A 25,810-nucleotide genomic window follows, 5' to 3' on the forward strand; every position below is an offset into this window, starting at 1 on the left:
GGCACCGTGTGGTGCCGGCCGCCGGGCGGTGCTCAGTGCGTGCGGTTGGCGAATTCCCCGGGATCGATTCCGCGCAGCCTGCTGAATTCGGCGAGTTCGCCGGTGAGCAGCACATCGGTCGCGGTGAGGTCGGCGACGGTGTGCGCGCCGAGCACCACCATGAGCTGACGGATCTGGGTGAGCCAGCCGGTCAGCGTGGTCACCAGCGCGTCGACACCCTCGTCCTCGAGGATCGACAGGAACTGTCCCGACGCGCCGACGGCCTTGGCGCCCAACGCGAGTGCGCGCACCACATCCAGCGGGTTGCGCACCCCACCCGAGCCGAGCAGTGCCACGCCGCGCTCCGCGGCCACGGGGGCCGCGTCGATCAGGCCGGCGACGGCGGACTGTCCCCAGCCGGCCAGGTAGGCGAAGTCCTCGCGCGGGCGGCGGGCGTTCTCGATGGTGGCGAAATCGGTGCCGCCGCGGCCGGAGACGTCGACGATCGAGACGCCGAGGTCGGCCAGCCGGGCCACCGCCGCGCGGCTCATCCCGAACCCGACCTCCTTCACGATCACCGGCACGTCCACCCCCGCGACCAGCGCGGCGATCTGGCGGGGCCAGGCCGAGAAGTCCCGGTCGCCCTCGGGCATCACGATCTCCTGGATCGTGTTGACGTGGATCTGCAAGGCGTCGGCGGCGATCAGGTCGATCGCCCGCCGGGCCATCTCCGGGGTGGCGTTGGCGTTGACGTTCGCGAGCACGAAGCCGTCCGGATTCTCCTCGCGCAGTACGCGATACGTCGGCGCGACCGCCGGGTCGGCGAGGTAGGCGCTCATCGAACCGGAGGCGATCGGCACTCCCGCTTCGCGCGCGGCGATGGCCAGGCCGCGGTTGACCTCACCGGTGCGGGCGCTGCCGCCGGTCATGGCGTTGATGTAGAGCGGCACCGGCCAGTGGGTGCCCGCCAGCTCTGTCGCCAGCGAGACCGCCGATTCCGCGGTGCCCGCCAGCGCCTGGTGGACGAAGCCGACCTCGTCGAACTGATTGCCCGCCCGCCGCTGGTGGTGCTGGGCCACCGCCAGGCGCACGTGGTCGTCCTTACGACTGCCGTAGATCTGCGAGACGGTTGATGTCACCGGCCCAGTCCTTCCCTCGAATCGGTTGATGTACTAGAAGTTCCAGTGGGGTGATGCCGACGGCACGCCAGTGCGCGCGCAACCGGTCGGCCTCGGACGCGGCGACGATCGCGATACCGCAGTCGCCGCCGCCCGCGCCCGAGCTCTTGGCCACCGCGCCCAGCGATTCGGCGACCCCGCGCAGCGCCGCCAGCGCGGGAGTCTCGATGACCACCCCGGCCAGCCCGCTCATGGCGCGCAACAGCGCGCCCGCCATGGCGACCGCGGACGCCAGCGCGGCGTCGTCACCGGTGTCCAGTGCCGTGGTGACGGCATGCACGCAGGCATTGCTCGCCAGCACGAAACGGGCGAAGGCCGCCGAATCACCGTCGACCCGGCCGCGCAGTGCCGCGACCAGACCGCTGGACCGGGCTGGTACGCCCGACCAGCCCACCTCGAGCCGTACCGTGCGCGGGCCCGGCAGCCGCCGGGCCGACAGCAGCGGCCACGGCCGGTCCAGCAGCGCGCCGACCGTGACCTCCGGGTGGGTGAGCTGGTCGGCGAGCCAGGCGCGGTCCGGGGCGCGATAGGCGATCCAGCCGCCGAGCAGCGAGGCCGCGACGTCGCCGCCCGAGCAGTGCGGGTCGACGGTGAACGTGCTCAGCAGCGCCAGACGCAGCAGGGTGTCGTCGTCCAGGTCGAGCCGGAATGCCTGGGCGAGTGCGCGAATCACGCCCACGGTCACCGCTCCCGAGGACCCGAGCCCGTACTTGCGGCCGGTGCCGGGGTCGTCGAGCTCGGAGGTGATCTCGAGCGCGAACCCGATCGGCTCGTGTCCCAGCTCGGCGGCGTAGCGGTCGACGAGATCGATCGCGGTGAGCACCGGACCAAGGCCCGCAGCCGAGTCTGCTTGCTCGGCAACGGTTCTCCCGTCGCGGCGGCCGAGCGCGAGCTGGTCGACGCCCAGTTGCGCGGAGGTCACCGTGCGGCGGCCGGATTGGGCGTGCGCCAAACATACTGTCAGATAACGGTTCACCGCGACCAGGACCGCTGTGCCCCCGGGCGCGAGTACCGAATACTCACCGGCGATGTACAGCTTGCCGGGCACGTCGACGGTGATCACCGCGCGCCGCCGTCCGACGCGGGCAGGGTGTGGTGCCCCTGCAAGTCCCTGCCTGTGGCCGCTGCGGTTGCGCCCGCCCCCACCGCGTCGATCAGCGCCCCCGCTCGTACGCCCGCGCCGGTCCGCGCCACGGCGTGTGGCTGGAACCCGAGGGTCGCGGGCGGGCCGGAGTTGGCCACCACGACGCGGGGTGCGTCGTCGAGTTCCGCCAGCGCGGCCGCTACCACCGCGCTGTCGCGGCGGTAGCACAGGACCTTCACGTTCGGCCCCGCGTCCATGGTCGCGTAGGCCGCGATTCCCTCCGCGCGCAAGGCGAGCACCCGGTCGAGCACCCGCATCGAACCCGGGGCGAAGTACCGGACGGCGGGCCGGGCGCCGAGCATGGTGGCGTGCATGCCCAAGGCGTTGCGTTCGGCGATCTCGCCCACCGCGGGCAGGTCGCCCGCGGCGAGGGCGGCGAGCATCTCGCGCAGGTCGTAGGCGCTGCTGCGCACCCACGGATGGAAGAACGGCGAGGTGTCGACCGTGCGGCGCATGGCGACCCGGCTCGACACCGCCTTCTCCCGGTCGTCCACCATGGCCACCACCAGCGCGGGGTCGAGCAGTGGCGCGTCGACGGGTTCGGCGTAGCTGCTGCGGTCGCCCGCCGCGCCCCGGCCGGTGCCGCGATGCCACTGGGCGAACCCGCCGTAGATCGAGCGCGAGGCGCTGCCGGAACCGCGCCGGGCCAGCCGCGAGAGTTCCCGCTGATCGAGGTCGAGGCCGTAGGCCGCGGCGGCCGCCATCGCGAGCGCGGCGAAACCGGAGGCGGAGGAGGCCAGTCCGGCCCCGGTCGGGCCGGTATTGACGGTGACGACCCGGGCGGGCCGCCGGTCCCCGGCCAGCTCCCTGACCACGTCGAGGAAGGCGCTGACCTTGGCGGCGAACGCGGCCGGGGCCGCCGCGGGTGGCGGCACCTGAGCAGGCGGGACCTGCCGCGGATGACCGAGGGTGACCGCATCGGCGGGCAGCTCGTCGGCGACGGTGACCGTGGTGACGGTCGCGAAGACGTCGAGCGTCAGCGACAGGCTGGTGGTGAGCGGCAGGTGCAGCGCCTCGTCGCGCTTGCCCCAGTACTTGATCAGCGCGATATTCGGATAGGCGGTGGCCGTCACACCCGCGCTCACGACGTGCCCTCCCCCGCGCCCAGGATGACGGTGTGGCAGCTCTGCGCGCCGGCCGCGAGCACCGCCGCACGCACCCGCTGGGCGTGCGCGGCATCGGCGGCCAGCGCGATCACACAGCCGCCGAGCCCGCCGCCGGACAGCTTGGCGCCCAGCGCGTCCGCCGCGCGGGCCGCCGCCACCAGTGTCTCGATCTCCGGGCAGCTCACCCCGAGCTGCCCGAGGATGTCGTGGGTGGTGTTCATGGCCGCGCCCACCTCGGCCGACCGGCCCGCGGCCAGCGCCACGGCGGCGTCGGTGGTGATCGTCTCCGACAGGTTCAGCAGCTGGGTGCCCGCGCCGCCGAGCGCGGCCAGGCGGCGGCGCACGGTCTCGACGGCCAGATGGGTGCTGCCGTAGACGCCGGTGTCGGCCACCACCAGCACCGGCGGCTCTCCCACAGCGGGCAGCGCCAGCGGTGTGGCGACGCCGTGCTGGAACCACAGCGGTCCACCGGGGCTGATCACCGTGCGCGCGTCCACGCCGCTGGCCTTGCCGTGGGCCAGCGCCTCGGCGCGCTGGACCAGGGTGAACAGGGTGTCGTCGTCGAACTCCTCGTGCCACAGCGCGGCGACGGCGGCGATGATGGCCGCCGAACTGGCCGCGCTGGAACCGAATCCGCGACCGGGCGGGATGCCGCTGTCCACGGTGACGAACAGTCCGTCGTCGGGGATGCCGAGCTGGTCACAGGCCGCGGTCACCGCCATCCGCGACACCGGCGACTCCCCCGGCCGCCCGGACGGCACGGCGTCGAAGGGCGCCGATTCGATGACCACCGGGCCGTCCCAGCGCCGCGCCCGCGCGGTGACCGGCAGCGACGGCACCGGCAGTGAGATCGCCGGCTTGCCGTAGAGCACCACGTGCTCGCCGAACAGGATCAGTTTGGCGCCCGCCCGGCCGGAGCCGACGATCTCGTCGGCGACGGCATGACCCCCACGCGGGGTGGGCGCGCTCCGGGGTAGTGACCGCATCGCACTCTCCCTCACCGCGCGGAGGTGGCGGTGTAGACGCGCGAGTGGCCGGTGCTCCCGTGCAGCCGGAAGGGGCCGCGGCTGGTCACCGGGAGCACCAGGTCACTGCCGTCCTCGGGCAGCGTGACCGCGCGCACCGCGCGATAGTCCGCGTAGGTGATGGGCTCGCGGCCGGCGATCGCGGCTTGGTTCTCCGTGGCGCGCAACAGTTCCCGATAGCCGGGCACCAGGGTCACCGAGAACAGCTCGGCCACCGCGCCGGAGCCGTAGCTGAACAGCGCCACCGGCCGACCCGACAGATCCCCGGAGTGGTCCAGCAGCGCGAGCAGCCCGACGTAGAGCGAGGCGGTGTAGCTGTTGCCGATGGCCCGGTTGTAGAGCGTGGTGCGGGCCAGGTCGTCGTCGAGGCGCTGCTGGGTGGGCGCGACGCCCTTGAGCTCGAGCAGCCGGGCGTGCGCCTTGTAGGCCATCTTGGTGAAGGGCTGGTGGTAGCAGAATCCGGCGAACTCGGTGAAGCCGCGACCGCCCCTGACCTCGTAGTCCTTCCACGCCTGCTCGACGGCGTCGAGATAGGTGCCGATGGAGAGCTTGCCGTCGACCAGCGGGGTGCCGCGGTAGTTCGGGCGCCAGAAGTCCTGGATATTGGCGGTGTAGAGCCCGGATTCGTCGTCGAGGACGGCGATCTCCGGATTCGCCGACACCAGCATCGCCACCGCGGCCGCGCCCTGGGTGGCCTCCCCGGCCGAGTCGAGGTCGTACTTCGCCACGTCGGCGGCGATCACCAGGACCCGCTGCCGCGGATCGCGGGCGACCATGCCGGCGGCCAGCTGCAATGCCGAGGTGCCGCCGTAGCAGGCCTGTTTGAGCTCGACCGCGCGCGTCGCGGCGGGCAGGCCGAGCAGATCCTGCAGGTAGACCGCGGCCGCCTTGGACTGGTCGATGCCGGTCTCGGTGGCGAACAGGATGGTGCGGATGCCCTCGGCACCGTGGCGGGCCAGGATCTGCTGGGCCGCCGTGGCGCCCAGGGTGACGATGTCCTCGTCCGGGGCGGGCACGGTCTGGGTGCTCTGGCCCAGGCCCACGTAGTACTTGCCCACGTCGGTGCCGTAGTGGCCGGCCAGTTCGGCCAGGTCCATCGCGTAGTGGCCGGTGGCCAGCGCGATGTCGTGAATTCCGATCGGCAGTGTCATTGCCCTGTCCTCACTCTGCGGTCGAGCGTTCGAAGCGCAGGTGGGTGCGCATCAATTCGCCCGGGTTGGTCTGGGCGGCGAGCAGGGACAATTCCCCGCAGAGCACGGCGGCGGCGGTGATCACCGCGAGCCTGCGCGCGTTGCCGCCGGTTTCCCGGCTCTCCCGGCAGCCCATCCGGGCCAGGTTCTCGTCGACGAAATCCAGGGATTTCCCGTTGCCCACGGTGCCGACGATGAGATTGGGCAGCGCGCACGAGAAATACAGATCGCCGTCGCGGTCCTCGGCATGGGTGATGCCCTGCGAACCCTCGACGATATTCGCGGCGTCCTGGCCGGTGGCCAGATAGACACCGAGCAGCATATTGGCGTAATGCGCGTTGGCGGAACGGATTCCGCCTGCCAGCGTGGTGCCGATGAGATTCTTGCGGATATTCAGTTCGGCCACCCTGGCCGCCGTGGTGTGCAGGCGCTGTTCGACCACCTCGCGCGGAATCAGCAGTTCGGCCACGACATTCTTGCCACGGCCCAGAATGCCGTTGACGGCGGAGGCTTTCTTGTCGGTGCAGAAATTGCCCGACACCGAGGCGTAGCGCACGCCGGGCACGGTCTGCGTGATATCGCCGAGCAGGGTGTCCGAGGCCAGGGTCACCATGTTGTGGCCGGAGGCGTCACCGGTGGTGAACTCGAAGCGGACGAACAGCAGGTTGCCGACGATCTGGTGATGGATGTCGATGAGCTGGGCGAACCGGCTGCACCCGGCCACGATCGCCTGCAGGCGGGGCAGTTCGGCGGCGAGCTGGCGGGCGGCGGCGAGCGCGGTGCCCGCGTCGTCGGCTTCCAGCAGCACCGAGCGGGTCATCCGCTCGTCGATCAGGGTGGCGACGATGCCGCGCTCGCACAGGGTGGAGATCTTGGCGCCGCGGCCCACCGAGGGCCACAGCGGCGTTTCGTAGGTGGCCAGCGGCACCTCGACCAGACCGTCGGCGACATTGCCGGACAGTTTGATCGGGCCGATCCAGCGCAGCGGCACCGTCGCCGCGGCGATATTCTCGTTCGTCATTGTTTCCAATCCTCCTGTGAACAAAGCTAATTCGGGCTGCCGGTCGGATTCCATAGCAGCTGACTGCCAGCTACCCGGTGCGCGAGAGCAGCCGGCCCACCGCGCGGGGATCGGCGAAATACAGGGCACGCAGCAGCGGCACGAAACGCGGGATCACCTGGACCGGGCGGTGCCGGACGGCGGTGATGATCCATTCCGCGGCCTGTTCCGGGGTGAGTCCGGGCAATTCCCGGTATTCCGGTGTCGGCGCACTCATCTCGGTGTGCACGAGCGGATAGTGGATCGTGGTCACCGCGATACCGCGCCCGGACAATTCCGCGTCCAGGCAGTGCCCGAGCCCGGTCAGCGCCATCTTGGAACTGTGATAGGCCGCGAAGCGGGGCGAGGTCCCGGTCGGCACGGTCCAGGTGCCGATATTGACCACATGGCCCGCACCGGCATCGAGCATCGCGGGCAGCAGGCCCAGCGTCAGCCGCACCGGGCCGAAATAGTTGATGTCCATCGTCCGCTGGAAATCGTGGATCCGGTCCAGCGATTTGGTCACCGGCCGCCGGATCGACTTGCCCGCGTTGTTGACCAGCACGTCCACCGTGCCGAGGTCGGTGCGCACCCACTCCAGCAGCGCGTCGAGCTCGGTGGTGTCGGTGAGATCGCAGGCGCGGTGACGCACCTGCCCACCGCGCGCGTGGATCTCGGCGGCGAGCCCGGCCAGTTCCGGCTCGCGCCGGGCCACCAGCACCACCTCGGCTCCGGCGTCGGCGGCGGCCAGCGCGGCCGCGCGCCCGATCCCCGACGACGCGCCGGTGATCAGGATCCGTTTGCCCGCCACCGGCACCTCGGCGCGCGTGTGCCGCAGCGGCACGGGCTGATTCAGCACCGCCGCGACCGCGCCGCCCACCCGGCGCGCCAGGCTAGCCACGAGCGCTCACCGCCTCCGCCGCGAGTACGGCGGCGCCGGGCCGGGCCGAGCGGGTCAGCAGCCGGGCGACCACCGCGGCCAGCACCGCGGGACCGTCGTGCGAGAGCACCGATTCGGCGTGGAACTGCATGGAGGCGAAGCGTTCTCCGCGCAGCGCGTACACCTCACCGGTACTCGGTTCGCGGCTCACCTCCACTTCGCCGAGCACCGAGTCGAAGGACCCGAGCGGGCTGCGCGCCACGAAGGTGTTGTAGAAGCCAACGCGCACCGGCGTACCGAACAGCGAGATGTCGCGTCCCACACCCTGATTCGGCCGGTCGAGCCGATCGATCTGCAAACCCAGCGCGGCGCAGAGGATCTGGTGACTCAGGCAGACCGCGACGAAGGGCAGGTCGGCGGCCAGCAGCTCCTTGAGCCGCCTGCGCATCGCCATGATCCTGGCGTCGTCGACCGCGCCGGGATCGCCGGGGCCGGGACCGAGGACGACCAGGTCGTAGTCGGCCGGGTCCACCTCGTCGTCGTAATCGGCGATGGTCAGCCGCAGGCCCAGCGAGCGCAGCATGCTGGCCAGCATCGTGGTGAACCGGTCGGCGGCATCGATGAGCAGGACCGAGCCGGTCAGTCGCGACGCGCCGATGCGGCGCACACCCGCCTCGGCGAACCAGAACTGGGAGGCGGTGGCGTTGCGGCTGCGCAGGGCCGCCGAGATCTCCTGCCGGGTACCGAATTCCGGTCCGGGCGGGGCGGTGCGCCCCGCGAGCAGAGCCGCCGCCTTCGCCCAGGTCTCCTTGGTTTCCGCGTCGGGGTCGGAATCGCGCACGAGGGTCGAGCCGACGCGCACCAGGGCCGTGCCCTCGGCATCGACCACGGCGGTCCGGATGAGGATGGCCGAGTCCAGCCGGGGTGAGCCGCCCCGATCGCGGTCCAGGTAGGCGATGATCCCGCTGTAGTAGCCGCGCCCGGTGGTCTCGTAGCGCGCCACGACATGCGCGGCGCTCTCCAGCGGCGAACCGACCACGGTCGGCGCGAACAGGGTCTCGCGCAGCACCTCCGCGACGCCGGCCTCGGTGCGCCCGCGCAGCAGGTACTCGGTGTGCGCGAGGTGGGCCATCTCCTTGAGATACGGCCCGGCCACGGTGCCGCCCGCCGGGCACAGCGCCGACATCATCTTCAGTTCCTCGTCGACCACCATGAACAGCTCGTTGTTCTCCTTGGCGTCGGCCAGGAAGTCCAGCAGGCCCGGCACCGTCGGCCCGGAGGCCGGATAGCGGTAGGTGCCGCTGATCGGGTTCATCGAGACGGTGTGGTCGTCGAGGGTGACGTGCGCTTCGGGGCTGGCGCCGACGAAGGTCCTGGTGCCGGTGTGCACGAGATAGGTCCAGTAGGCGCCGCGTTCGCCGCTGAGCAGCCTGCGGAACATGCCCAGCGTGCGCTGCCGGTGATCGGGGCCGAGCGAACCGACCAGCGCGCGGCTGATCACGAAGTTCGAGCCGACCCCGGTGCCGATCTCGTCGGTGACGATCGTGCGGACGATATCGCGGTAGTCCGCGTCGTCGACGTCGAAGCGGAAGCCGTCGGCGGCGATCGGCTCGGCGCCGCGATCGGGGCCGATGGCGGCCAGGACCAGGTCGCGGTCGACGATCTCGTGCTCGCGCACCGACATCGCCAGCAGCGGGGCGTGGTCGTCGTTGCACGGGAAGCCGCGTTCGGTGATCTGCCGGTACGGGACCAGCAGCAGCAGATCGGTGTGCTCGGCGGTGGCGGCCACCCGGTCAAGGCCGGGCAGTTCGGTGAACTCACCGAGGAGGATGTCGATGGTGCCCGGGGTGCGTTGCAGCAGCGCGAACGGCTGGGCCGGGTCGGCCAGGACGCGCGCCAGCAGCGCCGGGGTGGGATCGGTCGTCATGTCACACCCCGGTCCCCAGCGCGGCCACCAGGTCGTCGGTGGTCCGCACCATGGCGCACCGCGCGGCCGCGTAGTCCAGGGTCAGCTGGTGCTCACGGGCGGAGAAATCGGCCACGGCATCGGCGGCGAGGAAGGTCTCGATGTCGTGGGAGTAGGACTCGCAGGCGGTGACGAGCACGCCGACATGGGCGTACACGCCGGTGAGGATCAGCTGGTCGCGGCCGCTGTCGCGCAGCCGGTCCAGCAGGCCGGACTTGTGGAAGGCGCTGTAGCGCCACTTGGTCGAGACGTGGTCCCGCGGTGCGGGAGCGAGCTCGTCGACCACCGCGCGATCGGTGGGGTCGGTGCTCATGCCGGGGCCCCACACATCGCGCAGCAGGCCGCGTTCGACCGGGGTCATCCCGCCCGGCTGCGCGGTGTAGACCACGGCGACGCCGGCGCGCACACACGCCGCGCGCAGTCGCGCGATATTGCCGACCAGCTCGGTATAGGGCGAGCCGCCCGCCCGCAACGGGCGCACGAAATAGTTCTGCATATCGTGGACGAGCAATACCGCGCGATCGGGTTCGATCTTCCACTCGACGATATTCTCCGGCAGCTGCGCCCGCCCCGGCATGTCATACGAAATAACGTCGGGAATTCCACCGAACATCATCATTCCTCCGATCTGTGCTGACTTCTGCGCGCTCACACACCGAGCGTGGCGCCGCCGTCCACCGTGAGCTCCTGCATCGTGATGTGCCGGGCGCGGTCGGACAGCAGGAATTCGACGGCATCGACGATGTCGTCGGGATCGGCGATACGCCCGAGCGGAATTCCGAGACGGAATTTCTCGGGGACGCCGGCGATGGTGGCGGCCGAACGGTCCTCGTCCTCCCAGCTCACCCGCAGCATGTCGGTGCGGGTCGAACCCGGGGAGACGACATTGCAGCGGATTCCGTATTTCGCCACCTCGAGCGCGGCGCATTTGGCCAGCATCGTGGCCGCGGACTTGGAGGCCGAATAGGCCGACATCGAGGCGCGCGGGGTGCGCGCGGCATTGGACGACACCGTCACGATCGCGCCGCTGCGGCGCGGGATCATCCGGCGCACCACCGCCTTGATCATCAGGAAGACCCCCGTCGCGTTGACGGCGAACATCTCCTCCCAGTCGGCCTCCGACAGCGAGACGACCTCGCCCACCCGCAGCACGCCCACGGCGTTGACCAGGTAATCCAGCGCGCCGAGGTCGCGCTCGATCTCGGCGACGATGCGCTCGGCCTCGGCCGATTCGGTGATGTCGGCCTGGATCGGCACCACCCGTCCCGGAATGGATTTCAGCGTGGTCACCGCCTCGGGCGAGCGGTCGACGCCGACGACGGTCACCCCCTGCGCGGCCAGCCGGTGCACGATCCGCCTGCCGATCCCGCCGCCGGCCCCGGTGACCAGCGCGATCCGCGATTCGTTCAATTGATTCACCATGGACCGAAAGCTATCGCCGGGCGACAGCGCGCCGATATGACAAGGTGCTGTGTGACAAAACGTTGCCAGCCGGACCTCGCATCTTGCCATTCCACGACCATTGCTCCGGCCCGAAATCCGCTCCTATGCTCGGATTCCGAGTTATTCAGCCGCCGGAACAGTGAGTGATAATCATGGCCCGAAATCGAAATCTCATCTACGACCAGCTACTCGAAGTCGCGCCGAAATCCCGGCCGTGGATCGCCGACCACACCTCGGCCGCGGTCCCGGTGGTCGACAACAAAGTCGAATTGACCGATATCGCCGACGCCGCGACCCGCGCGGCGACCATTTTCGACGAGGCCGGAATCCGGCCCGGTGATTATTGCGCGGTCTGGCTCGACGCCCCGATCGACGTCATGATCACCGTCGCCGCGCTCACCGCCGTCGGCGGGGTGCCGGTGCTGATCAGCCCCGCCATCGACGCCGCGACGCTGGGGCGGATGCTCAAGCCGGTCTCGGTGGACCGCATCGTCACCACCGCCGACCGCCTCGCCAAATGCGAACAGCTCGGCATCTTCCGGCAGGCCGAGGACTGGGCCGAGCTGGCGGCGCGACTGCCCGCCACCGCGCCGCGACGGACCAGCGCTGTCGCCATGCCCGGTACCGCGCCCTACATCGTCACCCACACCTCCGGGACCACCGGCGTGCCGAAGCTGGTGCAGTACACCCGGCTGGCCACCGACAACCAGGGATACGCGCAGGAGATCGGCGCGATCCTGGGCCGGCTGCGCGGCTACGCCGCGGTGGCGGTGTCGCCGGTGCACTTCCGCACGGTGACCGGGCTGCTGTGCGCGCTGCGCCGGGATGTGCCGCTGCTGGTGCTCGCCGATCACTCCGCCGAGTCGGTCGGCCGGTTCGTGCGCCGCTACCGGCCCATCTATCTGGAGGCGCACCCGAACACCTTCATGCAGTGGGAACACCTGGCCGACAACGGTTCCCTGGCCTCGATCCGGCACTACGTGAGCACCTTCGACGTGATCCACCCCGGCACCGTGCGACGGCTGCTGGCGGGCAGCAAGTACCGGCTGGCCTCGTTCCTGGAGGCCTACGGCCAGTCCGAACTGGGCGGGATCGCGGCCAAGGTGCACTTCAAGGGCCTGGCCGGGCGACGCTACGCGAGCATCGAGCGCGTACTGTCCGGGCACTCGGCCGGCTGGACCGCACCGGGCTACTCGCGAGCGCGCATCGTCGGCCCGGACGGGGCACCGGTGCCCGCGGGCACCCCGGGACGCATCCAGGTGCAGTCCGAAGGACTGTTCCAGACCTACATCAACCGGCCCGAGGCCGCCGCGGCCAACCTCAGCGACGACGGCTGGTGGGACACCGGCGATTACGGCAAGCGGACCCGGCTCGGCCGGATCATCCTGATCGACCGCCAGGTGGAGCGGATGTCGGTGATCCCCAGCGCCATCGCCATGGAAGATGTCCTGCTGGCCAGGATGCCGTGGCTGCTCGAGGCCATCGCGCTCGAACACGACGGCGAGGTCGTGCCCGTGATCGCCCTGCGCACCGGCGAATTCGACGAGAGCGCCTGGCGTGCCGCGGTCGCCGATCTGCCCCGGCTGGCCCCGCCCGTCGTCCTCGACTTCCACGATTTCCCCCGGACCGCGACCGGGAAGATCCAGCGCACCGCGCTGTCGCGACTGCTCTCGCACCAGGGCTGACCGGCCCGAACGCGCACACCGACCAGGGATTCGACATGACCACTGACACCATGCGGTCGCCCCGGACCACCCTCGCGGACAAGGCTGGCGCCTATTTCCGCCTGGGCAAGCTCCGGGTCTACCACCACCTCTACGCCTGGCTGCTCGCCGTGCTCCTGCTGGTGCACGACGACGTGAGCAGGCCGGGCACGGCCGTCGCGCTCGGCCTCATGCTGCTGGGCATGATCGCGATGAAGGTCTCGGGCTGCGCCGCCGACGATGTCGTCGGGCTGCGCGACGGCACCGACGCCCAGAACTACGGCAGCGGCGGGCACCTGCCGAAATCCAACAAGCCGCTGCTGTCGGGCCGGATCAGCGAACGCGAGGCCATCGCCTTCGCCGTGATCACCGGGCTGATCGCGCTCGGTTCCGGGGTGGCGCTGCTGGTGCCGCTCGGCGGTGACGTACCGCTGCCGTTCCTGCTCGCCTACCTGGCCGTGGTCGCGATCGCGGTGCAGTACTCCTGGCTGCTGAAGTTCAGCTACCGGCCGGGCGGGCTGGAGTTCGCGTTCTTCCTGGTCTACGCCGGTGAGGTGATCGGCACCTACTGGCTGATCGCGCGGCAGTGGAGCGCCGACGTGCTGCTGATCGGCGCGCTGGTCGGGGTGTGCATGCTGCTGGTCGCGGCCTATGCCAACTTCGGTGACCGGGTGGGCGATCTGGCCTCGGGCCGTCGCACACTCGCCGCCGTCACGCCGCCGGGGGTCTACCGGGGCCTGATCTGGGCGCTGTCGGTGCTGAGCCTGATCCTGCTGGTCGCGCCGTTCGTCATCGGCTCGCTGAACCCGGTGCTGGTGGTCTGCGTACTGCCCGCGATCGTCCTGCGGGTCCAGCAGATCCGGGTCGGTCTGGTGCGCGGGGAAACCCAGCCCGCCGTGGTGCTCGGCTTCCGCAACACCGATGCCGTCGGGCTCGGGCTGGCCCTGGCGCTGGTGCTGTCATGAACATCGGGCGCACCGTCAAGGTGCTCCGCTCGCTGGTGATCCTCGCCCGGCGCGGCTTCATCCACCCGTTCAACCTGGCCGCCGACGCCAGAACCGCCACCATCGCCCAGCGCTGTGGCCCGTTCCCGGCGATGATCAGCTACACCGCCCGCTACGAACCGGATCGCCCCGCCCTCGTCGACGGCCGCGGCACGCTCAGCTACGGCGCGCTCGACCGCCGGTCCAACGCGCTGGCCCGCGGCCTGAGCGCGGCGGGCATCGGCCCCGGCGACATCGCCGGCGTGCTGGCCCGCGATCATCGCGGCCTGGTCGCGGCCATGATCGCGACCGGCAAACTGGGGGTGCGGCTGGTCATCCTCAACACCGGGTTCGGCGGACCCCAACTGCGCGATGTCGCCACCCGCGAGGGCGTGACCGTGCTGTTCCACGACGACGAATTCGACGCCGTCGCCGCCGAACTGCCCGCCGAGGTCACCCGGTTCCACACCTGGAACCACAAGCCCGCGGGCGCGGACGGGCCGCGCTCGGTGGAAGAGCTGATCGCCGCCCACCCGACCGATCCGCTGCCGCTGCCCGCCGAGACCGGCGGCCTGGTGCTGCTCACCAGCGGCACCACCGGCACTCCGAAAGGTGCTGTCCGCAAGAAGATCTCACCACTGCAATCGGCGCAGGTGCTCGATCGCATCCCGCTGACGCGTGGCGGCACGATGGTGATCGCCGCCCCGCTGTTCCACGCGACCGGCCTCGGCCAGTTCTCCTTCGCCATGTCGCTGGGCAAGACGGTGGTGTTCGGCCGCGGCAAATTCGACGCCGAGAACACGCTGGCCCAGGTCGCCCGGCACCGCGCCGACACCCTGATCGTGGTGCCGACCATGCTGAGCCGCATCATCGCGTTGGGCCCCGAAGTGCTGGCGCGCCATGATGTCTCGTCGCTGCGGGTGATCGCCAGCGGCGGTTCGGCCATCTCGCCCGGGCTGTGCGCGGCGACCACCGCCGCATTCGGCGATGTCCTGCACAACAACTACGGCGCCACCGAGGTCGCCACGGTCTCGGTGGCCACGCCCGCCGAATTGCGCAGGGCGCCCGGCACTGTCGGGCGCCCACCGATCGGCGTGCGGGTGGCCCTCTACGATCGCGCGGGTCGCAGGATCACCGAACCCGATACGCCGGGAACGATCTTCGTCGCCAACGAGCTGAGCTTCGGCGGCTACACCGACGGACGCGACAAGGACCGTCGCGACGGGATGATCTCCACCGGCGACATCGGCCACTTCGACCGCTCCGGCCTGCTGTTCGTCGACGGGCGCGACGACGACATGATCGTCTCCGGCGGCGAGAACGTGTACCCGGCGGAGGTGGAGAATCTGCTGGTGGACCGCGACGATATCGCCGACGCGGCCGTCATCGGAGTTCCGGACAGCGATTTCGGTCAGCGGTTGCGCGCATTCGTGGTGGCGCGGGCGGGCGCCGAACTCGACGCCGACGAAATTCGCGCCCACGTCAAATCGCAGCTGGCGCGCTACAAGGTGCCCCGCGATGTGGTGGTGGTCGACGAGATCCCGAGAAATGGTTCGGGGAAAATCGTCAGATCCCGATTGGCGGAATTCGAGGTGAAATCATCGTCCTGAACATCCATGACGGATGAACGAAAGAAGCCCCACCCGGCCGGGTGGGGCTTCTTTTCGCGCGGGTATCGCGGCGGCTGATTTCCTCAGAGCACGGCGGCGGGGATCAGCGTCACCAGGACGACGATGTGCACGGCGTACTGCGCGACCATGTACGCCTGGTACGGCAGCCGACGGCCCGCCCTGGTGTCGGCCCGGCCCGTCGCCGCGGCGAGCACGATCACCCCGAGCGCCCCGGCGACCAGCGCGAACGCCGAGGGCAACAGCACCGGCGCGACGGTGAGCGCGACCGTCAGGTACCCACCGGCGATCAGGGCCGCGTTCGCCCCGGCCAGCACCCGCACCCGGGTCGCGCCCCACACCACGGCCGGGGTCCGGCGCCCGGCCGCCGCGTCGCCCTCGACATCGGAGAGGTCCTTGACCACCGCGCCGACGCAGGCCATCCACAGCGACATCGCCGCGCCGAGCACCAGCACCGGCAGGCCACCGAGCCTGCCCGCGGCCTGCCAGCCCGCCGCGTAGGTGAGTATGCCCGAGCCGAGGACCAGCAGCGCAGCGGTGTCACCTCGGCGTTTGCCGTAGAACGGGGCACCGGAATAGGCGTAGCCGAGCGCCAGATTGCCCAGCACCAGCAGCATCAACAGCCCGCTCGGGTCCACCGCCCAGGCCAGCAGCACCGCCGTCGCCGCGGCGCCCGCGACGCCGGCCAGCGCGACCGGCACCGGCAGCGAACCCCGGCTGATCGGCCGGGTGGAACCATTGGCGCGGTCCTCGGTGCGATCCATCACGCCGTTGAAGACATAGGCCGCGATCGTGCTCAGCAGCCAGGCCGCGGCCGCCACCCACACCGTAGGGCCGAGCACCGCCGCACCCAGCGCCGCGGCGGTGCAGAAACGCACCAGGAAGATGATCTGTACCGAGACCCGCGATTCCTGAACGATTTCCCGGGAAATGCGGGCGAGAACTGTCCAGGTGATGTAGTCGGCCGGAATTCGAACTGCTGCGATACCCCTCTGCATACCGGAAAACGCTATTCAGAATTCACCGTCTCGAATATTCCCCGTATGCGGTACTACACGGAGCACGAAAAGGATGACCACCGGTATTGAAGGGAGTATCGGCGCACCCGTCCGATGCTACTTTCGCAGCATTCGGGCTGTGGCGGGTTCGGCGGAACTCGGAGATCGCTTAGGGTGAGCACTCGTATCCGAGCCGGGAATTCAACAGAAGGGAGCCTCGCCATGGTGGACGACCCACCCCGCGTGGCCATCGTCGTCGGAGCGGGCAGCAGCCTCGGCGCGGCGGTGGTGCATCGGCTGGCGGGCCGCGGTTTCGTCATCGCCATGGTCGATCTGCGGGCCTCGTGGTGTGACACCTCGCTGGACGCGCTGGGTCCGACCCACCCCCGCCCCTGGGCCTTCGGCGCCGACGTGCGCTATCTCCACGAAGCCGAAGCCGCGGTGACCCGCGTCGCCGAGACGCTGGGACCGCCTGCGGTAGTGGTGAATACGCAGTTTCCCGGGCGCGACGAGGCGTCGGCGAGCGGACCGAAACCGGGGCTGCGGGCTCCCCTGCTGGTGAGCCGCGCGGCCGGACGCTACCTCGCCGACGCCGGTGAGGGCCGCATCGTCAATCTGGCCCAGACCGGTAGCGCGCACGGTCAGCCCGGGGAACCCGCGTCCCGCGAGTCGGTGCACGAGGTGACCACCACGCTCGACGAAGAACTCGGCTCACGTGGTGTACGCGTGAACACCGTAGTCGCCGAGGTGGACTGCGCCGGGGAGCCGGTGTCGGCCGGGACGCAGGCGCTGCCGGAGTGCTGCGCGGCGAGCGTCGAGGAGACCGCCGACTGGGTGGACTATCTGGTCTCCGAGGCGGGCCAGCACATCAGCGGCCGCGTCTTCACCAGCAGCGATCCGGTACCGCAGTCACCGCCATGCCCGGTCGCCGAGCGGTGAACCGCCCTGCTGCCCGGGGATGAGCGACAGCTCCACCGCGCGGTTCACCGCGTCGATGCGCGACACCGCGTCCAGCTTGGCGAAGATATTGCGCAGGTGCCGTTTCACCGTCGCCTCGGTGATCCCGAGACTGCTCGCGATCTGCCGGTTGCTGCGGGCCTCGGCCACCAGCACCAGCACCTCGCGCTCCCGCGCGGAGAGCACGGCCGATTCCTCGGGCTCCTCGGCGCGGGCGAACAGGCTCGCCGGTGACACCGACAGCGTGATGGTCTGCGGGCCCTCGCCCACCGACTGGCGGATGGCCGAGATCAACGTCTGCCTGCCCGCGCCCTTGTGCAGATAACCGCGCACACCCAGCGACAGCAGTTGCTGCACCAACTGCTGTCCGTCGTGCATGCTCAGCACGATGATCCGCAGGGCCGGGTCCTGGGCGAGCAGGCGGCGCACCGTCTCGGGCGGATCGCTCTCGGGCATCTCGAGATCCAGCAGCAGCACGTCGGGGCGGTGCTCGGCGGCCAGCTCGATGGCGGCGGTGCCGGTACCCGCCTGCACCACGATGTCGAAATCGGGTTCGGCGCGCAGCAGATCGCACAGCGCCTCGCGCAGCAGGGTGTGGTCGTCGGCGACCAGGATGCGGATCGGCTGGCTCATCGGGTGCTGTTCTCCTGGCCGATCGGAATCCAGAGCGTCACGCGGGTACCGCGGCCCGGCGCGGAATCGATATTGACCGTACCCCCGACCAGCTCGCAGCGCTCCTGCAGGATCAGCAGCCCGTTGCCGCCACCCGCCTCCCGCTGCGCGCGCACGTCGAAACCCTTTCCGTTGTCGATGATCTCGGCGTGCACCTCGTGCGGCGCGAGATGGATGTGCACGTCGACATTGGCGGCGCCCGCGTGATTGAAGCTGTTGCGCAGGCATTCGCGCACCATGATGAACAGTTCCTCGGTGATCGCGGCCGGAATCCAGTCGTCGCCACCGCGCACCCAGATCTGCAACGGTGCGCCCGAGGGGCCGAGGGAGGCGGCGAAGCCGCGCAGGGCCGTCTCCAGCGACCCGGACACACTCGGTGTGCGCAGTTCGCTGGCGAGTTCGCGGCTGCGGGTGATGGTCTCCAGAATGGCGGCCTTGGCCAGGCGCACGTGCCGCGAGCCCGAATCGTCGCCCGCTCGTTCACATTCCAGTTCGTAGAGTTCGATCTGACGCAGGGCCAGGCCGACCGAATTGCCGATGTGATCGTGGATCTCGCGGGCGAGCCTGCGCTGGCCCTGCTCGTGCACTTCCCTGACCCGCTGCAACAGGAACGCGTCGTACCCGATCGAACCGGATTCCAGCCGCAGGCCGATGCCGCGTTGCAGTGCCAGCACCGCGGCCACGAGTTCGGACTGCGGGGCCCCGACGCGGGCGGCGCACTCGGCCAGCACGGTGACACCGAGATCGGCGAGGATATTGCCCGCCCGCACCGAATGCGTCGGATGGGCGCCCTGCCTGACCCTTTCGGTACCCAGGTCGTAGACGTCGGTGATGTGGGCGACGGTGGCCTCGCCGAGCGCGAGGCTGCGCGCGCAGTCGTCGAAGATGCGCCGGGCCTGCAGAGCGCACTGGTCCCAGGCGGCGTCGGAGGTGAGCGGGCTGCCGATCTCGTCGAGGCAGGCGCGGTAGCGTCGCACCAGCTCAGGGATGCGGGCGGCGAACAGATCGGCGAGCTGGGCGGGCAGGCCGGTATCGACGTGATCGTCGGATACCGGCCCCCCAGACGCGTCGTTACCGATCACAAGTTCCCCCCTATCTCCGTGCCCACCTGATGCAAACAGGCGCGCGCGGACTCGGCCTCGAGCTCGCTCGCATACTACCCTGGCCCGCTCGGCACATGCAGCATTCCGGTATCGAAAAGCCTATTCCGAGAACGTCATTCGATGCGCCCAAGGACGGATTGGCCCGCTCCGATCCTTCGGCTTTGCTTGCACCGATGGACAACGCGGGGGCCACACCCCGTGCGCTCGGTTCGGATGGATGGACGCAGCATGGTTGGTATCAGAATTCTCGGTCCGCTCGAGATCGAAGGGCTCGCCGGGATCGCGCGGGTCGACTCCTATCGTCAACGTGCCGCACTGGGCTTGCTCGCCCTGAACGCGAACCGCCTGACCTCGGTCGAGGCGATGATCGACGCGGTCTGGGACGGCCAGCCGCCGACCACCGCGCGCTCGCAGATCCAGATCTGCGTCTCGGCCCTGCGCCGGGTGCTCACCGACAGCCGGTGTCCGGCGGGCATCGAGACCCGCTCGCCCGGCTACCGGCTGCTCATCGAGCGCGCCGACCTCGACAGCGAGCGCTTCGAGGACCTGGTCACCCTGGCCCGCGCCCAGGAGAGCGACGGCGACCCGACCGCGGCGATGGTGACCCTGCGCCGCGCGCTACCGCTATGGCGCGGGCCGCTGCTCGCCGACACGCCCAGCGGCCACATCCAGCGCATCGCCCACCGCTTCACCGAGCGCCGGGTGGCCGCCCAGCTCTCGGTCCTCCGGATCGGCCTCGAGCTGGGGCGCGACCGCGAGATCATCCCGGAGCTGCGCGAACACATCGACGCCTACCCCCTGCGCGAAGAAGCCTACGGCTACCTGATGCTCGCGCTGCACCGCTGCGGGCGTTCGGCCGAAGCGCTCGAGGTCTACCAGCAGGCGCGGGCCGCGCTGATCCAGCAGGTCGGGCTGGAGCCGTCGGCGCAACTGCGGGAACTCGAGCAGGCGATCCTCGGCGGCGGCGCGCGCCTGGCCCGGCCCGCCTGGTTCGAGCCGGTCCGGCAGGCGGGCTAGCCTCGGCGATCGGACCGCCCGCCGGGGAGCCCGCGGCGGGCCGATGTCGACGCGGCCTGCCTCAGGGCGCCTGGCCACCGGCAGCGTCTGTGCGGGCGCGCAGCGGAACCAGCTCGGACAGGTCGTAGCGCGCGCGGCGCGGGGTGCCGTAGCGAGTCAGCTTGCCGCGCCGGGCCCACTGCCGGATGGTGGCCTGCTCGACGCCCGCCGCGAGGGCGGCCAGTTCCGTCGGGACCAGCGCGCGCGGGTCCGGCCCGCTCACGCGACCGACTCCGCCCGCCGCACGCGCGGGGCAGCACCACGCAGACCGAGCCACTGCTGCGGCGGCACGGCATGCCCGGCTGTGCAGCACACCAGCTCGCCCGGCGCCGCACCGAGTTCGGCGTGGACCGCGCAGCCACAGCCGGGCCGCGCGCACCGGCCGACCTCGATCCGCTCGGGCGCCGGATCGATCGCCGCCGCCGCCCTGGCGTGCAGCTCGCCGAACTCCTCGATCGCGTCGGTGACGGCCGGATGCGCGGCCAGCCAGTCGCGGTGCTCGACGAGGAACTCCACCAGGTGGTGCACGGTCCGGCGCGGGCGCCTCGGCGGCCGCGCCTCGTCGACGACCAGGGCCGCCCACGACTCGGTCAGCGCCGCGATCTCGGTCCGCGCGGTCAGCAGCGCGTCGGCCAGCACGATCCCGGACCGCCTGCCCCCGCGCCGCCGCGGCAATGTCCGGGTGCGCTCACCCTGCAGGAGTTCGCCGCAGCGGTGGTAGGCGCGCGGCAGTTGCCGCAGCGTCTCGGTGAAGGCGGCCAGGCAGCCGGGACACACCCGGGCACCCTCGGACCGCGGGTCGGCGCTTCGGCAGATCGGACTCTCGCACAATGCCTCGGACATCTCGACTCTCCTTTGTCCGTTCTCGGCGGGGCACCCTCCACAGTCACAGGACCGGGTATCGCGCGGCCACCGTCGTTCTCTCGCGCTCCGATAGCACCGGAAAAGCCGGTCGCCACGATGGCCGGGCGGGCACAATGCCGACATGATCGACTTCACAGTGCCCGAGGACCTCGCCGCCCTGCGCGATCGTGTGCGCGCCTTCGTCGTCGAGCAGATCGTGCCGTTCGAGCGCGATCCACGGCTCACCCAGCACGGGCCGACCGACGAACTGCGCGCCGAACTCGTCGCCCTGGCGCGCAAGGAGCGGCTGCTCACCGTGCAGGCGTCCGAGGAGTTCGGTGGGCTCGGGTTGAGTCATGTCGAGCAGGCGGTGGTGTACGAGGCGGCGGGCTGGTCGACGCTGGGACCGGTCGCGATGAACTGTGCCGCGCCCGACGAGGGCAATATGTTCCTGCTCGGCAAGGTCGCCGATCCCGAGCAGGCCGAGCGGTATCTGCTGCCGGTGATCCGCGGCGAACAGCGCTCGGTGTTCGCGATGACCGAACCCGACGGGGCGGGCTCCGACCCCGGCCAGCTGCGCACCGAGGCCGTCTACGACGGCGAGAACTTCGTGATCAACGGGCGCAAATGGCTGATCACCGGTGCCGACGGCGCCAAGACGTGGATCATCATGGCCCGGCTCGCCGACAACCCGCACCTGCCCGCGGGCCCCACGCTGTTCCTGGCCGACGGCGACGCCGAGGGCATCGTCATCGAGCGGATCATGAACACGATGGACCGCAACTACGTCGGCGGGCACGCCGTGGTGCGCTTCGAGAACCTCACCCTGCCCGCGTCAGCGGTGCTCGGGCGCACCGGCGAGGCGCTGCGCTACGCCCAGCTGCGGCTGGCCCCGGCCCGGCTCACCCACTGCATGCGCTGGCTCGGTGCGGCCGAACGCGCGCAGAGCATCGCGCTGGACTACGCGCGCACCCGCACCGCCTTCGGCAAGCCGATCGGCGAGCACGAGGGCGTGTCGTTCATGCTCGCCGACAACGAGGTCGCGCTGCACCAGTGCCGGTTGACGATCTGGCACAGCTGCTGGCTGATGGACCAGGGCCGGCAGGCCAGGCACGAATCCTCGATGGCCAAGTCCTACGTCTCCGAGGAGCTGTTCAAGGTCACCGATCGCTGCGTGCAGATCCTCGGTGGCATCGGCATCAGCGACGAGACGGTGGTCGAGATGTTGTTCCGGGACATGCGCGCGTTCCGGCTCTACGACGGGCCCACCGAAGTGCACAAGTACGCGATCGGCAGGCATCTGCTGCGCGAGCGCTAGTACCATTCGGCCCATGAGTCCGGAACTGCTCGTCGACGTCGCAGGCGGCGTCGCCGTGCTCACGCTCAACCGTCCCGCCCAGCAGAACGCCGTCACCCCCACGATGGCCGCCGAGCTCAGCGCCGCGCTGCGCCGCTGCGATACCGAGGACGCCATCCGCGCCGTCGTCATCACCGGCACCGCCCCCGCCTTCTGCGCCGGGGCCGACCTCTCCGCCCGGGCCGGCGAGGTGAGCGCGACCCTCGACCCGCCGCCCTGGCAGGTCCGCAAGCCGGTGATCGCGGCGGTGAACGGGCACGCGGTCGGGATCGGGCTGGCCCTGGCCCTGCAGTGCGACCTGCGCTATTTCGCCCGCGACGCCGTCTACGGGCTGAGCCAGGTGCGCCGCGGCGTGCTGGCCGACGGCTACGCGCACTGGACCGTGCCGCGCCTGGCCGGGCTCGCCAACGCCGCCGACATCATGCTCACCGGCCGCACCTTCGACGGTGACGAGGCCAAGTCGATGGGTCTGGCCAATGCCAGCCTGCCCGCGGGCGAGGTGCTGCCCACCGCCATGTCGGTGGCCCACGACATCGCCGGTGGTCCGGCGCCGCTGCCGGTGGCGCTGTCCAAGCGGCTGATCTGGGAGAGCCTGGGCATGACCCCGGCCGTGGTCGGTCAGCTCGAGTCCGAGCTCAACGCGCACGTCGCCAAGAGCGTCGACGGCGGTGAGGCGATGGCGGCCTTCCGCGAACGCCGCGCGCCGAACTGGACCGGCAGCATCAGCGGCGAGTGGCCCGCCTGGGACGCGGGCACCGACCGCCGCGGCCTCGAGGACTGACTAGAAGTTCCCGTTGCAGGAACCGGCCAGATACAGCAGCGCGAACAGGATCATCAGGATGGTCCCGACGATCCCGGCGATGTACCCGATCAGCACCTGGGACCGCCCGCTGAGCGCGCCGTAGGACGAGTCGATCTGATTGAGCGCCCGCTTGCCGAGCACCCACGCGACCGGCCCGAAGATCCCACAGCAGAACGGGCTGAGCAGCCCGAGCACGAGGATCAGGTTCGCCTGCGGGTGCTCGACCGTCTCGCCGATCGGCTGATAGGGAATGGCCACGGATCGAATTCTACGGCGAGAGAGCGGGTTTGCGCGTCATCCGCGCACAGTCAGCCCAGACGGCGCTGTCGGGCGATGTCGGCCAGCACCACACCGGCGGCGACGGAGGCGTTGAGCGATTCGACCGGACCGGCCATCGGGATGCTCAGGATCGAGTCGCAGTTCTCGCGCACCAGCCGCGACAGGCCCTTGCCCTCGGACCCGACGACGACCACCGTCGGCATGCTGCCGTCGAATTCGTCGAGCGGCGTGTCGCCCCCGGCGTCGAGGCCGACGATCTGGAAGCCCTGCGAGGCCCAGTCCTTGAGCGTGCGGGTCAGGTTGGTGGCCCTAGCGACGGGCAGCCGCGCCGCGGCACCGGCGCTGGTGCGCCAGGCCACCGCGGTCACGCTGGCGCTGCGCCGCTGCGGGATGACCACGCCCTGACCGCCGAACGCGGCCACCGAGCGGATCACCGCGCCGAGGTTGCGCGGATCGGAGATGTTGTCCAGCGCCACCAGCAGGCCGGGCTCGCCGGAGACCTTCACCCGGTCGAGCAGGTCGTCGGGGTGGGCGTAGCGGTACGGCGGCACCTGCAGGGCCACGCCCTGGTGCAAGCCGTTGGCGCTCAACCGGTCCAGATCGGTGCGCGGCACCTCGAGGATGGAGATCCCCAGATCGGCCGCGCGCTGCACGCTCTCGGAGAGGCGGTCGTCGTTCTCGGTGCCGACCGCCACGTACAGCGCGGTGGCGGGCACATCGGCGCGCAGACACTCGAGCACGGGGTTGCGCCCGAGCACCAGCTCCGGACCGTCGTCGGACTTGCGGCCCGCGCGCGGCACACCCGACTTACCGGTGGGCCGGTTCTGCTGTGCCGCCTTGGCTTTGGCGGCCGCGGCCGCCCGCTTGGCGGCGGGATGCTTGGTGCGCGCCTCGGCGGGCGGGGTCGCGCCCCGGCCCTCGAGGCCGCGACGGCGCTTGCCGCCGGAACCGACGACGGCACCCTTCTTGGTGCCGCCCTTCCTGATCGCTCCGCGTCGCTGTGAATTGCCTGCCATCAGTTCGCCTTTCCGCTAGCTGCGCCCAGCGACCATTCCGGCCCCTGCGGGGTATCGGTGACCTCGATACCCGCCGCCACGAGCCGATCCCGTGCGGCATCGGCTTCTGCCCAGTTCTTCTCCGCCCGCGCGCTCGCCCGGCGGTCCAGCTCGGAGCGGACCAGCACGTCGAGCGCGTCGAAGGCCGCCGAGTTGTCGGCGGGGGTGTACCACTGCGGGTCCAGCGGGTCGACGCCGAGAATCCCCAGCATCGCGCGCACCTGCCCGGCCAGCTCGACCGCGGTCTCGAGCGCGCCGGACTCCATCGCCCGGTTGCCCTCGTGCACCACGTGGTGGATCTCGGCCAGCGCCTTCGGAATCGCCAGATCGTCGTCGAGGGCGGCGGCGAATCCGTCGGTCCATTTGCCGACCGGCACCTCACCGGCGCGATCGAGCACCCGCTGCACGAACGCCTCGATGCGCTGATAGGAGGCGACGGCGTCGTCGAGCGCCTTGTCGGAGTATTCGAGCATCGAGCGGTAATGCGCGCTGCCCAGATAGAAACGCAATTCCACCGGGCGCACCCGGGTGAGCACATTGGGCACCGAGAGCACATTGCCGAGCGACTTCGACATTTTCTCGCCGCCCATGGTCACCCAGCCGTTGTGCAGCCAGTAACGGGCGAATCCGTCACCGGCGGCCTTGGACTGGGCGATCTCGTTCTCGTGGTGCGGGAAAATCAAATCCATGCCACCGCAATGGATATCGAATTCGCCACCCAGATAGAACTCGGCCATCGCCGAGCATTCCAGATGCCAGCCGGGGCGGCCGGGGCCCCACGGCGAGGGCCAGCTCGGCTCGCCCGGCTTGGCCGACTTCCACAGCGTGAAATCGCGGGGATCGCGTTTGCCGCGGGTGGGGGTCTCGCCCTGGTGCACGTCGTCGAGTTTGTGGCCGGACAGCTCGCCGTAGTTCGGCCAGCTCAGCACGTCGAAGTAGACGTCACCGTCGGCGGCGTAGGCGTGCCCGCGCTCGATCAGCCGTTCCATCAGCCCGACCATCTGGGTGATGTGACCGGTCGCGCGCGGTTCGGCCGAGGGTGGCAGCACGCCGAGCACCTCGTAGGCGGCGTCGAAGGCACGCTCGTGGGTGGCTGCCCATTCCCACCACGGCCTGCCCGCCTCGGCGGCCTTGTTCAGGATCTTGTCGTCGATATCGGTGACATTGCGGATGAACCACACGTCGAAGTCGTGCGCGAGCAGCCAGCGGCGCAGGACGTCGAAGGCGACGCCACTGCGTACATGCCCGATATGGGGCTGACCCTGCACGGTGGCCCCACACAGATACACCGAGGCACGGCCGGGGACCAGCGGGGTGAATTCCCGCAGGGTCCGCGTGTCGGTGTCAAAAAGGCGCAAGGTCACGGCATTCGATCCTAGTCGGTGGGATGGGCGTGCGATTGACCGGCCGGTGGTCGCCGGGCG

At 70.6% G+C, this 25,810-nt stretch carries 25 protein-coding genes; 7 read left to right on the forward strand and 18 right to left on the reverse strand.

The annotated features are described in order from the left end of the window. Positions 1-32: 32 nt before the first annotated feature. The 10 genes from fni to ACWEMY_RS21165 form a co-directional block, all read right to left on the reverse strand. On the reverse strand, positions 33-1,118 hold the full coding sequence (gene fni, locus ACWEMY_RS21120; protein WP_452391383.1) for a type 2 isopentenyl-diphosphate Delta-isomerase: 1,086 nt from the start codon (positions 1,116-1,118) through the stop codon (positions 33-35). Then, positions 1,081-2,220: a phosphomevalonate kinase gene (locus ACWEMY_RS21125; protein WP_452391384.1), complete on the reverse strand. Its 1,140-nt coding sequence runs from the start codon at positions 2,218-2,220 to the stop codon at positions 1,081-1,083. The genes fni and ACWEMY_RS21125 overlap by 38 nt, the downstream gene beginning before the upstream one ends. Further along, on the reverse strand, positions 2,217-3,386 hold the full coding sequence (mvaD, locus tag ACWEMY_RS21130) for a diphosphomevalonate decarboxylase (protein WP_452391385.1): 1,170 nt from the start codon (positions 3,384-3,386) through the stop codon (positions 2,217-2,219). Before mvaD ends, ACWEMY_RS21125 begins: the two co-directional genes overlap by 4 nt. After that, positions 3,383-4,393, reverse strand: coding sequence for a mevalonate kinase (gene mvk / locus ACWEMY_RS21135; RefSeq protein WP_452391386.1), 1,011 nt, complete (start codon positions 4,391-4,393; stop codon positions 3,383-3,385). Before mvk ends, mvaD begins: the two co-directional genes overlap by 4 nt. An 11-nt stretch (positions 4,394-4,404) precedes the next feature. Continuing rightward, the gene (locus tag ACWEMY_RS21140) at positions 4,405-5,583 is read right to left on the reverse strand and encodes a hydroxymethylglutaryl-CoA synthase (protein WP_452391387.1); all 1,179 of its coding nucleotides are present in this window, start codon (positions 5,581-5,583) and stop codon (positions 4,405-4,407) included. A gap of 10 nt (positions 5,584-5,593) precedes the next feature. After that, positions 5,594-6,643 carry a hydroxymethylglutaryl-CoA reductase gene (locus ACWEMY_RS21145; RefSeq protein ID WP_452391388.1) on the reverse strand — a complete coding sequence of 350 codons (1,050 nt, stop codon included), beginning with the start codon at positions 6,641-6,643 and terminating at the stop codon, positions 5,594-5,596. Between the two features lie 70 nt (positions 6,644-6,713). Next, a complete protein-coding gene (locus tag ACWEMY_RS21150) occupies positions 6,714-7,562 on the reverse strand; it encodes an SDR family NAD(P)-dependent oxidoreductase (RefSeq protein ID WP_452391389.1) in 849 nt (282 codons plus the stop codon). Beyond that, positions 7,555-9,468 carry an anthranilate synthase family protein gene (locus tag ACWEMY_RS21155; protein WP_452391390.1) on the reverse strand — a complete coding sequence of 638 codons (1,914 nt, stop codon included), beginning with the start codon at positions 9,466-9,468 and terminating at the stop codon, positions 7,555-7,557. The genes ACWEMY_RS21150 and ACWEMY_RS21155 overlap by 8 nt, the downstream gene beginning before the upstream one ends. 1 nt (position 9,469) lies before the next feature. Continuing rightward, positions 9,470-10,123: an isochorismatase family protein gene (locus tag ACWEMY_RS21160; RefSeq protein WP_452391424.1), complete on the reverse strand. Its 654-nt coding sequence runs from the start codon at positions 10,121-10,123 to the stop codon at positions 9,470-9,472. Positions 10,124-10,155: 32 nt separating this feature from the next. Continuing rightward, a complete protein-coding gene (locus ACWEMY_RS21165) occupies positions 10,156-10,929 on the reverse strand; it encodes a 2,3-dihydro-2,3-dihydroxybenzoate dehydrogenase (RefSeq protein WP_452391391.1) in 774 nt (257 codons plus the stop codon). Positions 10,930-11,102: 173 nt separating this feature from the next. Between ACWEMY_RS21165 and ACWEMY_RS21170 the strand changes: the two genes are divergently transcribed. From ACWEMY_RS21170 to ACWEMY_RS21180, 3 genes are read left to right on the forward strand one after another with little or no spacing between them, the layout of a single operon-like run. Next, positions 11,103-12,635: a class I adenylate-forming enzyme family protein gene (locus tag ACWEMY_RS21170; protein ID WP_452391392.1), complete on the forward strand. Its 1,533-nt coding sequence runs from the start codon at positions 11,103-11,105 to the stop codon at positions 12,633-12,635. Positions 12,636-12,670: 35 nt separating this feature from the next. After that, positions 12,671-13,618 (forward strand): UbiA family prenyltransferase, encoded by a 948-nt coding sequence (locus ACWEMY_RS21175; RefSeq protein ID WP_452391393.1) that lies wholly within the window; start codon positions 12,671-12,673, stop codon positions 13,616-13,618. Continuing rightward, the gene (locus tag ACWEMY_RS21180; RefSeq protein ID WP_452391394.1) at positions 13,615-15,246 is read left to right on the forward strand and encodes an AMP-binding protein; all 1,632 of its coding nucleotides are present in this window, start codon (positions 13,615-13,617) and stop codon (positions 15,244-15,246) included. Before ACWEMY_RS21175 ends, ACWEMY_RS21180 begins: the two co-directional genes overlap by 4 nt. Before the next feature lie 83 nt (positions 15,247-15,329). On the opposite strand, the gene ACWEMY_RS21185 is transcribed toward ACWEMY_RS21180, so the two are convergent. Next, a complete protein-coding gene (locus tag ACWEMY_RS21185; RefSeq protein ID WP_452391395.1) occupies positions 15,330-16,262 on the reverse strand; it encodes a UbiA family prenyltransferase in 933 nt (310 codons plus the stop codon). A gap of 222 nt (positions 16,263-16,484) precedes the next feature. Between ACWEMY_RS21185 and ACWEMY_RS21190 the strand changes: the two genes are divergently transcribed. Then, entirely contained in the window at positions 16,485-17,201 is a 717-nt protein-coding gene (locus tag ACWEMY_RS21190) for an SDR family NAD(P)-dependent oxidoreductase (RefSeq protein WP_452391396.1), read from the forward strand. Here ACWEMY_RS21190 and ACWEMY_RS21195 read toward each other — a convergent pair. Next, on the reverse strand, positions 17,172-17,852 hold the full coding sequence (locus ACWEMY_RS21195; protein WP_452391397.1) for a response regulator: 681 nt from the start codon (positions 17,850-17,852) through the stop codon (positions 17,172-17,174). The two genes, ACWEMY_RS21190 and ACWEMY_RS21195, sit on opposite strands and share 30 nt — an antisense overlap. Continuing rightward, positions 17,849-18,973 (reverse strand): sensor histidine kinase, encoded by a 1,125-nt coding sequence (locus tag ACWEMY_RS21200; protein ID WP_452391398.1) that lies wholly within the window; start codon positions 18,971-18,973, stop codon positions 17,849-17,851. The genes ACWEMY_RS21195 and ACWEMY_RS21200 overlap by 4 nt, the downstream gene beginning before the upstream one ends. Positions 18,974-19,222: 249 nt before the next feature. Here ACWEMY_RS21200 and ACWEMY_RS21205 point away from each other — a divergent pair, with 249 nt between their 5' ends. Beyond that, entirely contained in the window at positions 19,223-20,011 is a 789-nt protein-coding gene (locus ACWEMY_RS21205; protein WP_452391399.1) for an AfsR/SARP family transcriptional regulator, read from the forward strand. A gap of 61 nt (positions 20,012-20,072) precedes the next feature. Here the strand turns inward: ACWEMY_RS21205 and ACWEMY_RS21210 are convergent, their stop codons facing one another. Next, complete coding sequence (locus ACWEMY_RS21210; RefSeq protein WP_452391400.1) at positions 20,073-20,273, reverse strand: transcriptional regulator; 201 nt, start codon at positions 20,271-20,273, stop codon at positions 20,073-20,075. Beyond that, positions 20,270-20,893, reverse strand: coding sequence for a hypothetical protein (locus ACWEMY_RS21215; RefSeq protein ID WP_452391401.1), 624 nt, complete (start codon positions 20,891-20,893; stop codon positions 20,270-20,272). Before ACWEMY_RS21215 ends, ACWEMY_RS21210 begins: the two co-directional genes overlap by 4 nt. Before the next feature lie 142 nt (positions 20,894-21,035). On the opposite strand from ACWEMY_RS21215, the gene ACWEMY_RS21220 reads away from it, so the two are divergent. Together ACWEMY_RS21220 and ACWEMY_RS21225 are read left to right on the forward strand one after the other, a co-directional pair. After that, positions 21,036-22,211 (forward strand): acyl-CoA dehydrogenase family protein, encoded by a 1,176-nt coding sequence (locus ACWEMY_RS21220; RefSeq protein ID WP_452391402.1) that lies wholly within the window; start codon positions 21,036-21,038, stop codon positions 22,209-22,211. 13 nt (positions 22,212-22,224) lie between these two features. After that, positions 22,225-23,031 carry an enoyl-CoA hydratase/isomerase family protein gene (locus ACWEMY_RS21225; RefSeq protein ID WP_375933160.1) on the forward strand — a complete coding sequence of 269 codons (807 nt, stop codon included), beginning with the start codon at positions 22,225-22,227 and terminating at the stop codon, positions 23,029-23,031. On the opposite strand, the gene ACWEMY_RS21230 is transcribed toward ACWEMY_RS21225, so the two are convergent. Genes ACWEMY_RS21230 through cysS form a run of 3 tightly spaced genes read right to left on the reverse strand, consistent with a single transcriptional unit; the run spans position 23,032 to position 25,750 of the window. Further along, a complete protein-coding gene (locus ACWEMY_RS21230; protein ID WP_452391403.1) occupies positions 23,032-23,310 on the reverse strand; it encodes a DUF4190 domain-containing protein in 279 nt (92 codons plus the stop codon). A gap of 50 nt (positions 23,311-23,360) precedes the next feature. Beyond that, positions 23,361-24,347 carry a 23S rRNA (guanosine(2251)-2'-O)-methyltransferase RlmB gene (rlmB, locus tag ACWEMY_RS21235; RefSeq protein ID WP_375933154.1) on the reverse strand — a complete coding sequence of 329 codons (987 nt, stop codon included), beginning with the start codon at positions 24,345-24,347 and terminating at the stop codon, positions 23,361-23,363. Beyond that, on the reverse strand, positions 24,347-25,750 hold the full coding sequence (cysS, locus tag ACWEMY_RS21240) for a cysteine--tRNA ligase (protein WP_375933151.1): 1,404 nt from the start codon (positions 25,748-25,750) through the stop codon (positions 24,347-24,349). The genes rlmB and cysS overlap by 1 nt, the downstream gene beginning before the upstream one ends. Positions 25,751-25,810 lie beyond the last annotated feature (60 nt).

This window comes from Nocardia sp. NPDC004415, from assembly GCF_053602435.1.

Excerpts from the sequence above, each read along its gene's own strand:
- mvk (WP_452391386.1), bottom strand. The coding sequence starts at position 4,393 with ATGCGGTCACTACCCCGGAGCGCGCCCACCCCGCGTGGGGGTCATGCC.
- ACWEMY_RS21140 (WP_452391387.1), bottom strand. The coding sequence starts at position 5,583 with ATGACACTGCCGATCGGAATTCACGACATCGCGCTGGCCACCGGCCAC.
- ACWEMY_RS21145 (WP_452391388.1), bottom strand. The coding sequence starts at position 6,643 with ATGACGAACGAGAATATCGCCGCGGCGACGGTGCCGCTGCGCTGGATC.
- ACWEMY_RS21155 (WP_452391390.1), bottom strand. The coding sequence starts at position 9,468 with ATGACGACCGATCCCACCCCGGCGCTGCTGGCGCGCGTCCTGGCCGAC.
- ACWEMY_RS21160 (WP_452391424.1), bottom strand. The coding sequence starts at position 10,123 with ATGATGTTCGGTGGAATTCCCGACGTTATTTCGTATGACATGCCGGGG.
- ACWEMY_RS21165 (WP_452391391.1), bottom strand. The coding sequence starts at position 10,929 with ATGGTGAATCAATTGAACGAATCGCGGATCGCGCTGGTCACCGGGGCC.
- ACWEMY_RS21170 (WP_452391392.1), top strand. The coding sequence starts at position 11,103 with ATGGCCCGAAATCGAAATCTCATCTACGACCAGCTACTCGAAGTCGCG.
- ACWEMY_RS21175 (WP_452391393.1), top strand. The coding sequence starts at position 12,671 with ATGACCACTGACACCATGCGGTCGCCCCGGACCACCCTCGCGGACAAG.
- ACWEMY_RS21180 (WP_452391394.1), top strand. The coding sequence starts at position 13,615 with ATGAACATCGGGCGCACCGTCAAGGTGCTCCGCTCGCTGGTGATCCTC.
- ACWEMY_RS21185 (WP_452391395.1), bottom strand. The coding sequence starts at position 16,262 with ATGCAGAGGGGTATCGCAGCAGTTCGAATTCCGGCCGACTACATCACC.
- ACWEMY_RS21190 (WP_452391396.1), top strand. The coding sequence starts at position 16,485 with ATGGTGGACGACCCACCCCGCGTGGCCATCGTCGTCGGAGCGGGCAGC.
- ACWEMY_RS21195 (WP_452391397.1), bottom strand. The coding sequence starts at position 17,852 with ATGAGCCAGCCGATCCGCATCCTGGTCGCCGACGACCACACCCTGCTG.
- ACWEMY_RS21205 (WP_452391399.1), top strand. The coding sequence starts at position 19,223 with ATGGTTGGTATCAGAATTCTCGGTCCGCTCGAGATCGAAGGGCTCGCC.
- ACWEMY_RS21215 (WP_452391401.1), bottom strand. The coding sequence starts at position 20,893 with ATGTCCGAGGCATTGTGCGAGAGTCCGATCTGCCGAAGCGCCGACCCG.
- ACWEMY_RS21220 (WP_452391402.1), top strand. The coding sequence starts at position 21,036 with ATGATCGACTTCACAGTGCCCGAGGACCTCGCCGCCCTGCGCGATCGT.
- ACWEMY_RS21225 (WP_375933160.1), top strand. The coding sequence starts at position 22,225 with ATGAGTCCGGAACTGCTCGTCGACGTCGCAGGCGGCGTCGCCGTGCTC.
- rlmB (WP_375933154.1), bottom strand. The coding sequence starts at position 24,347 with ATGGCAGGCAATTCACAGCGACGCGGAGCGATCAGGAAGGGCGGCACC.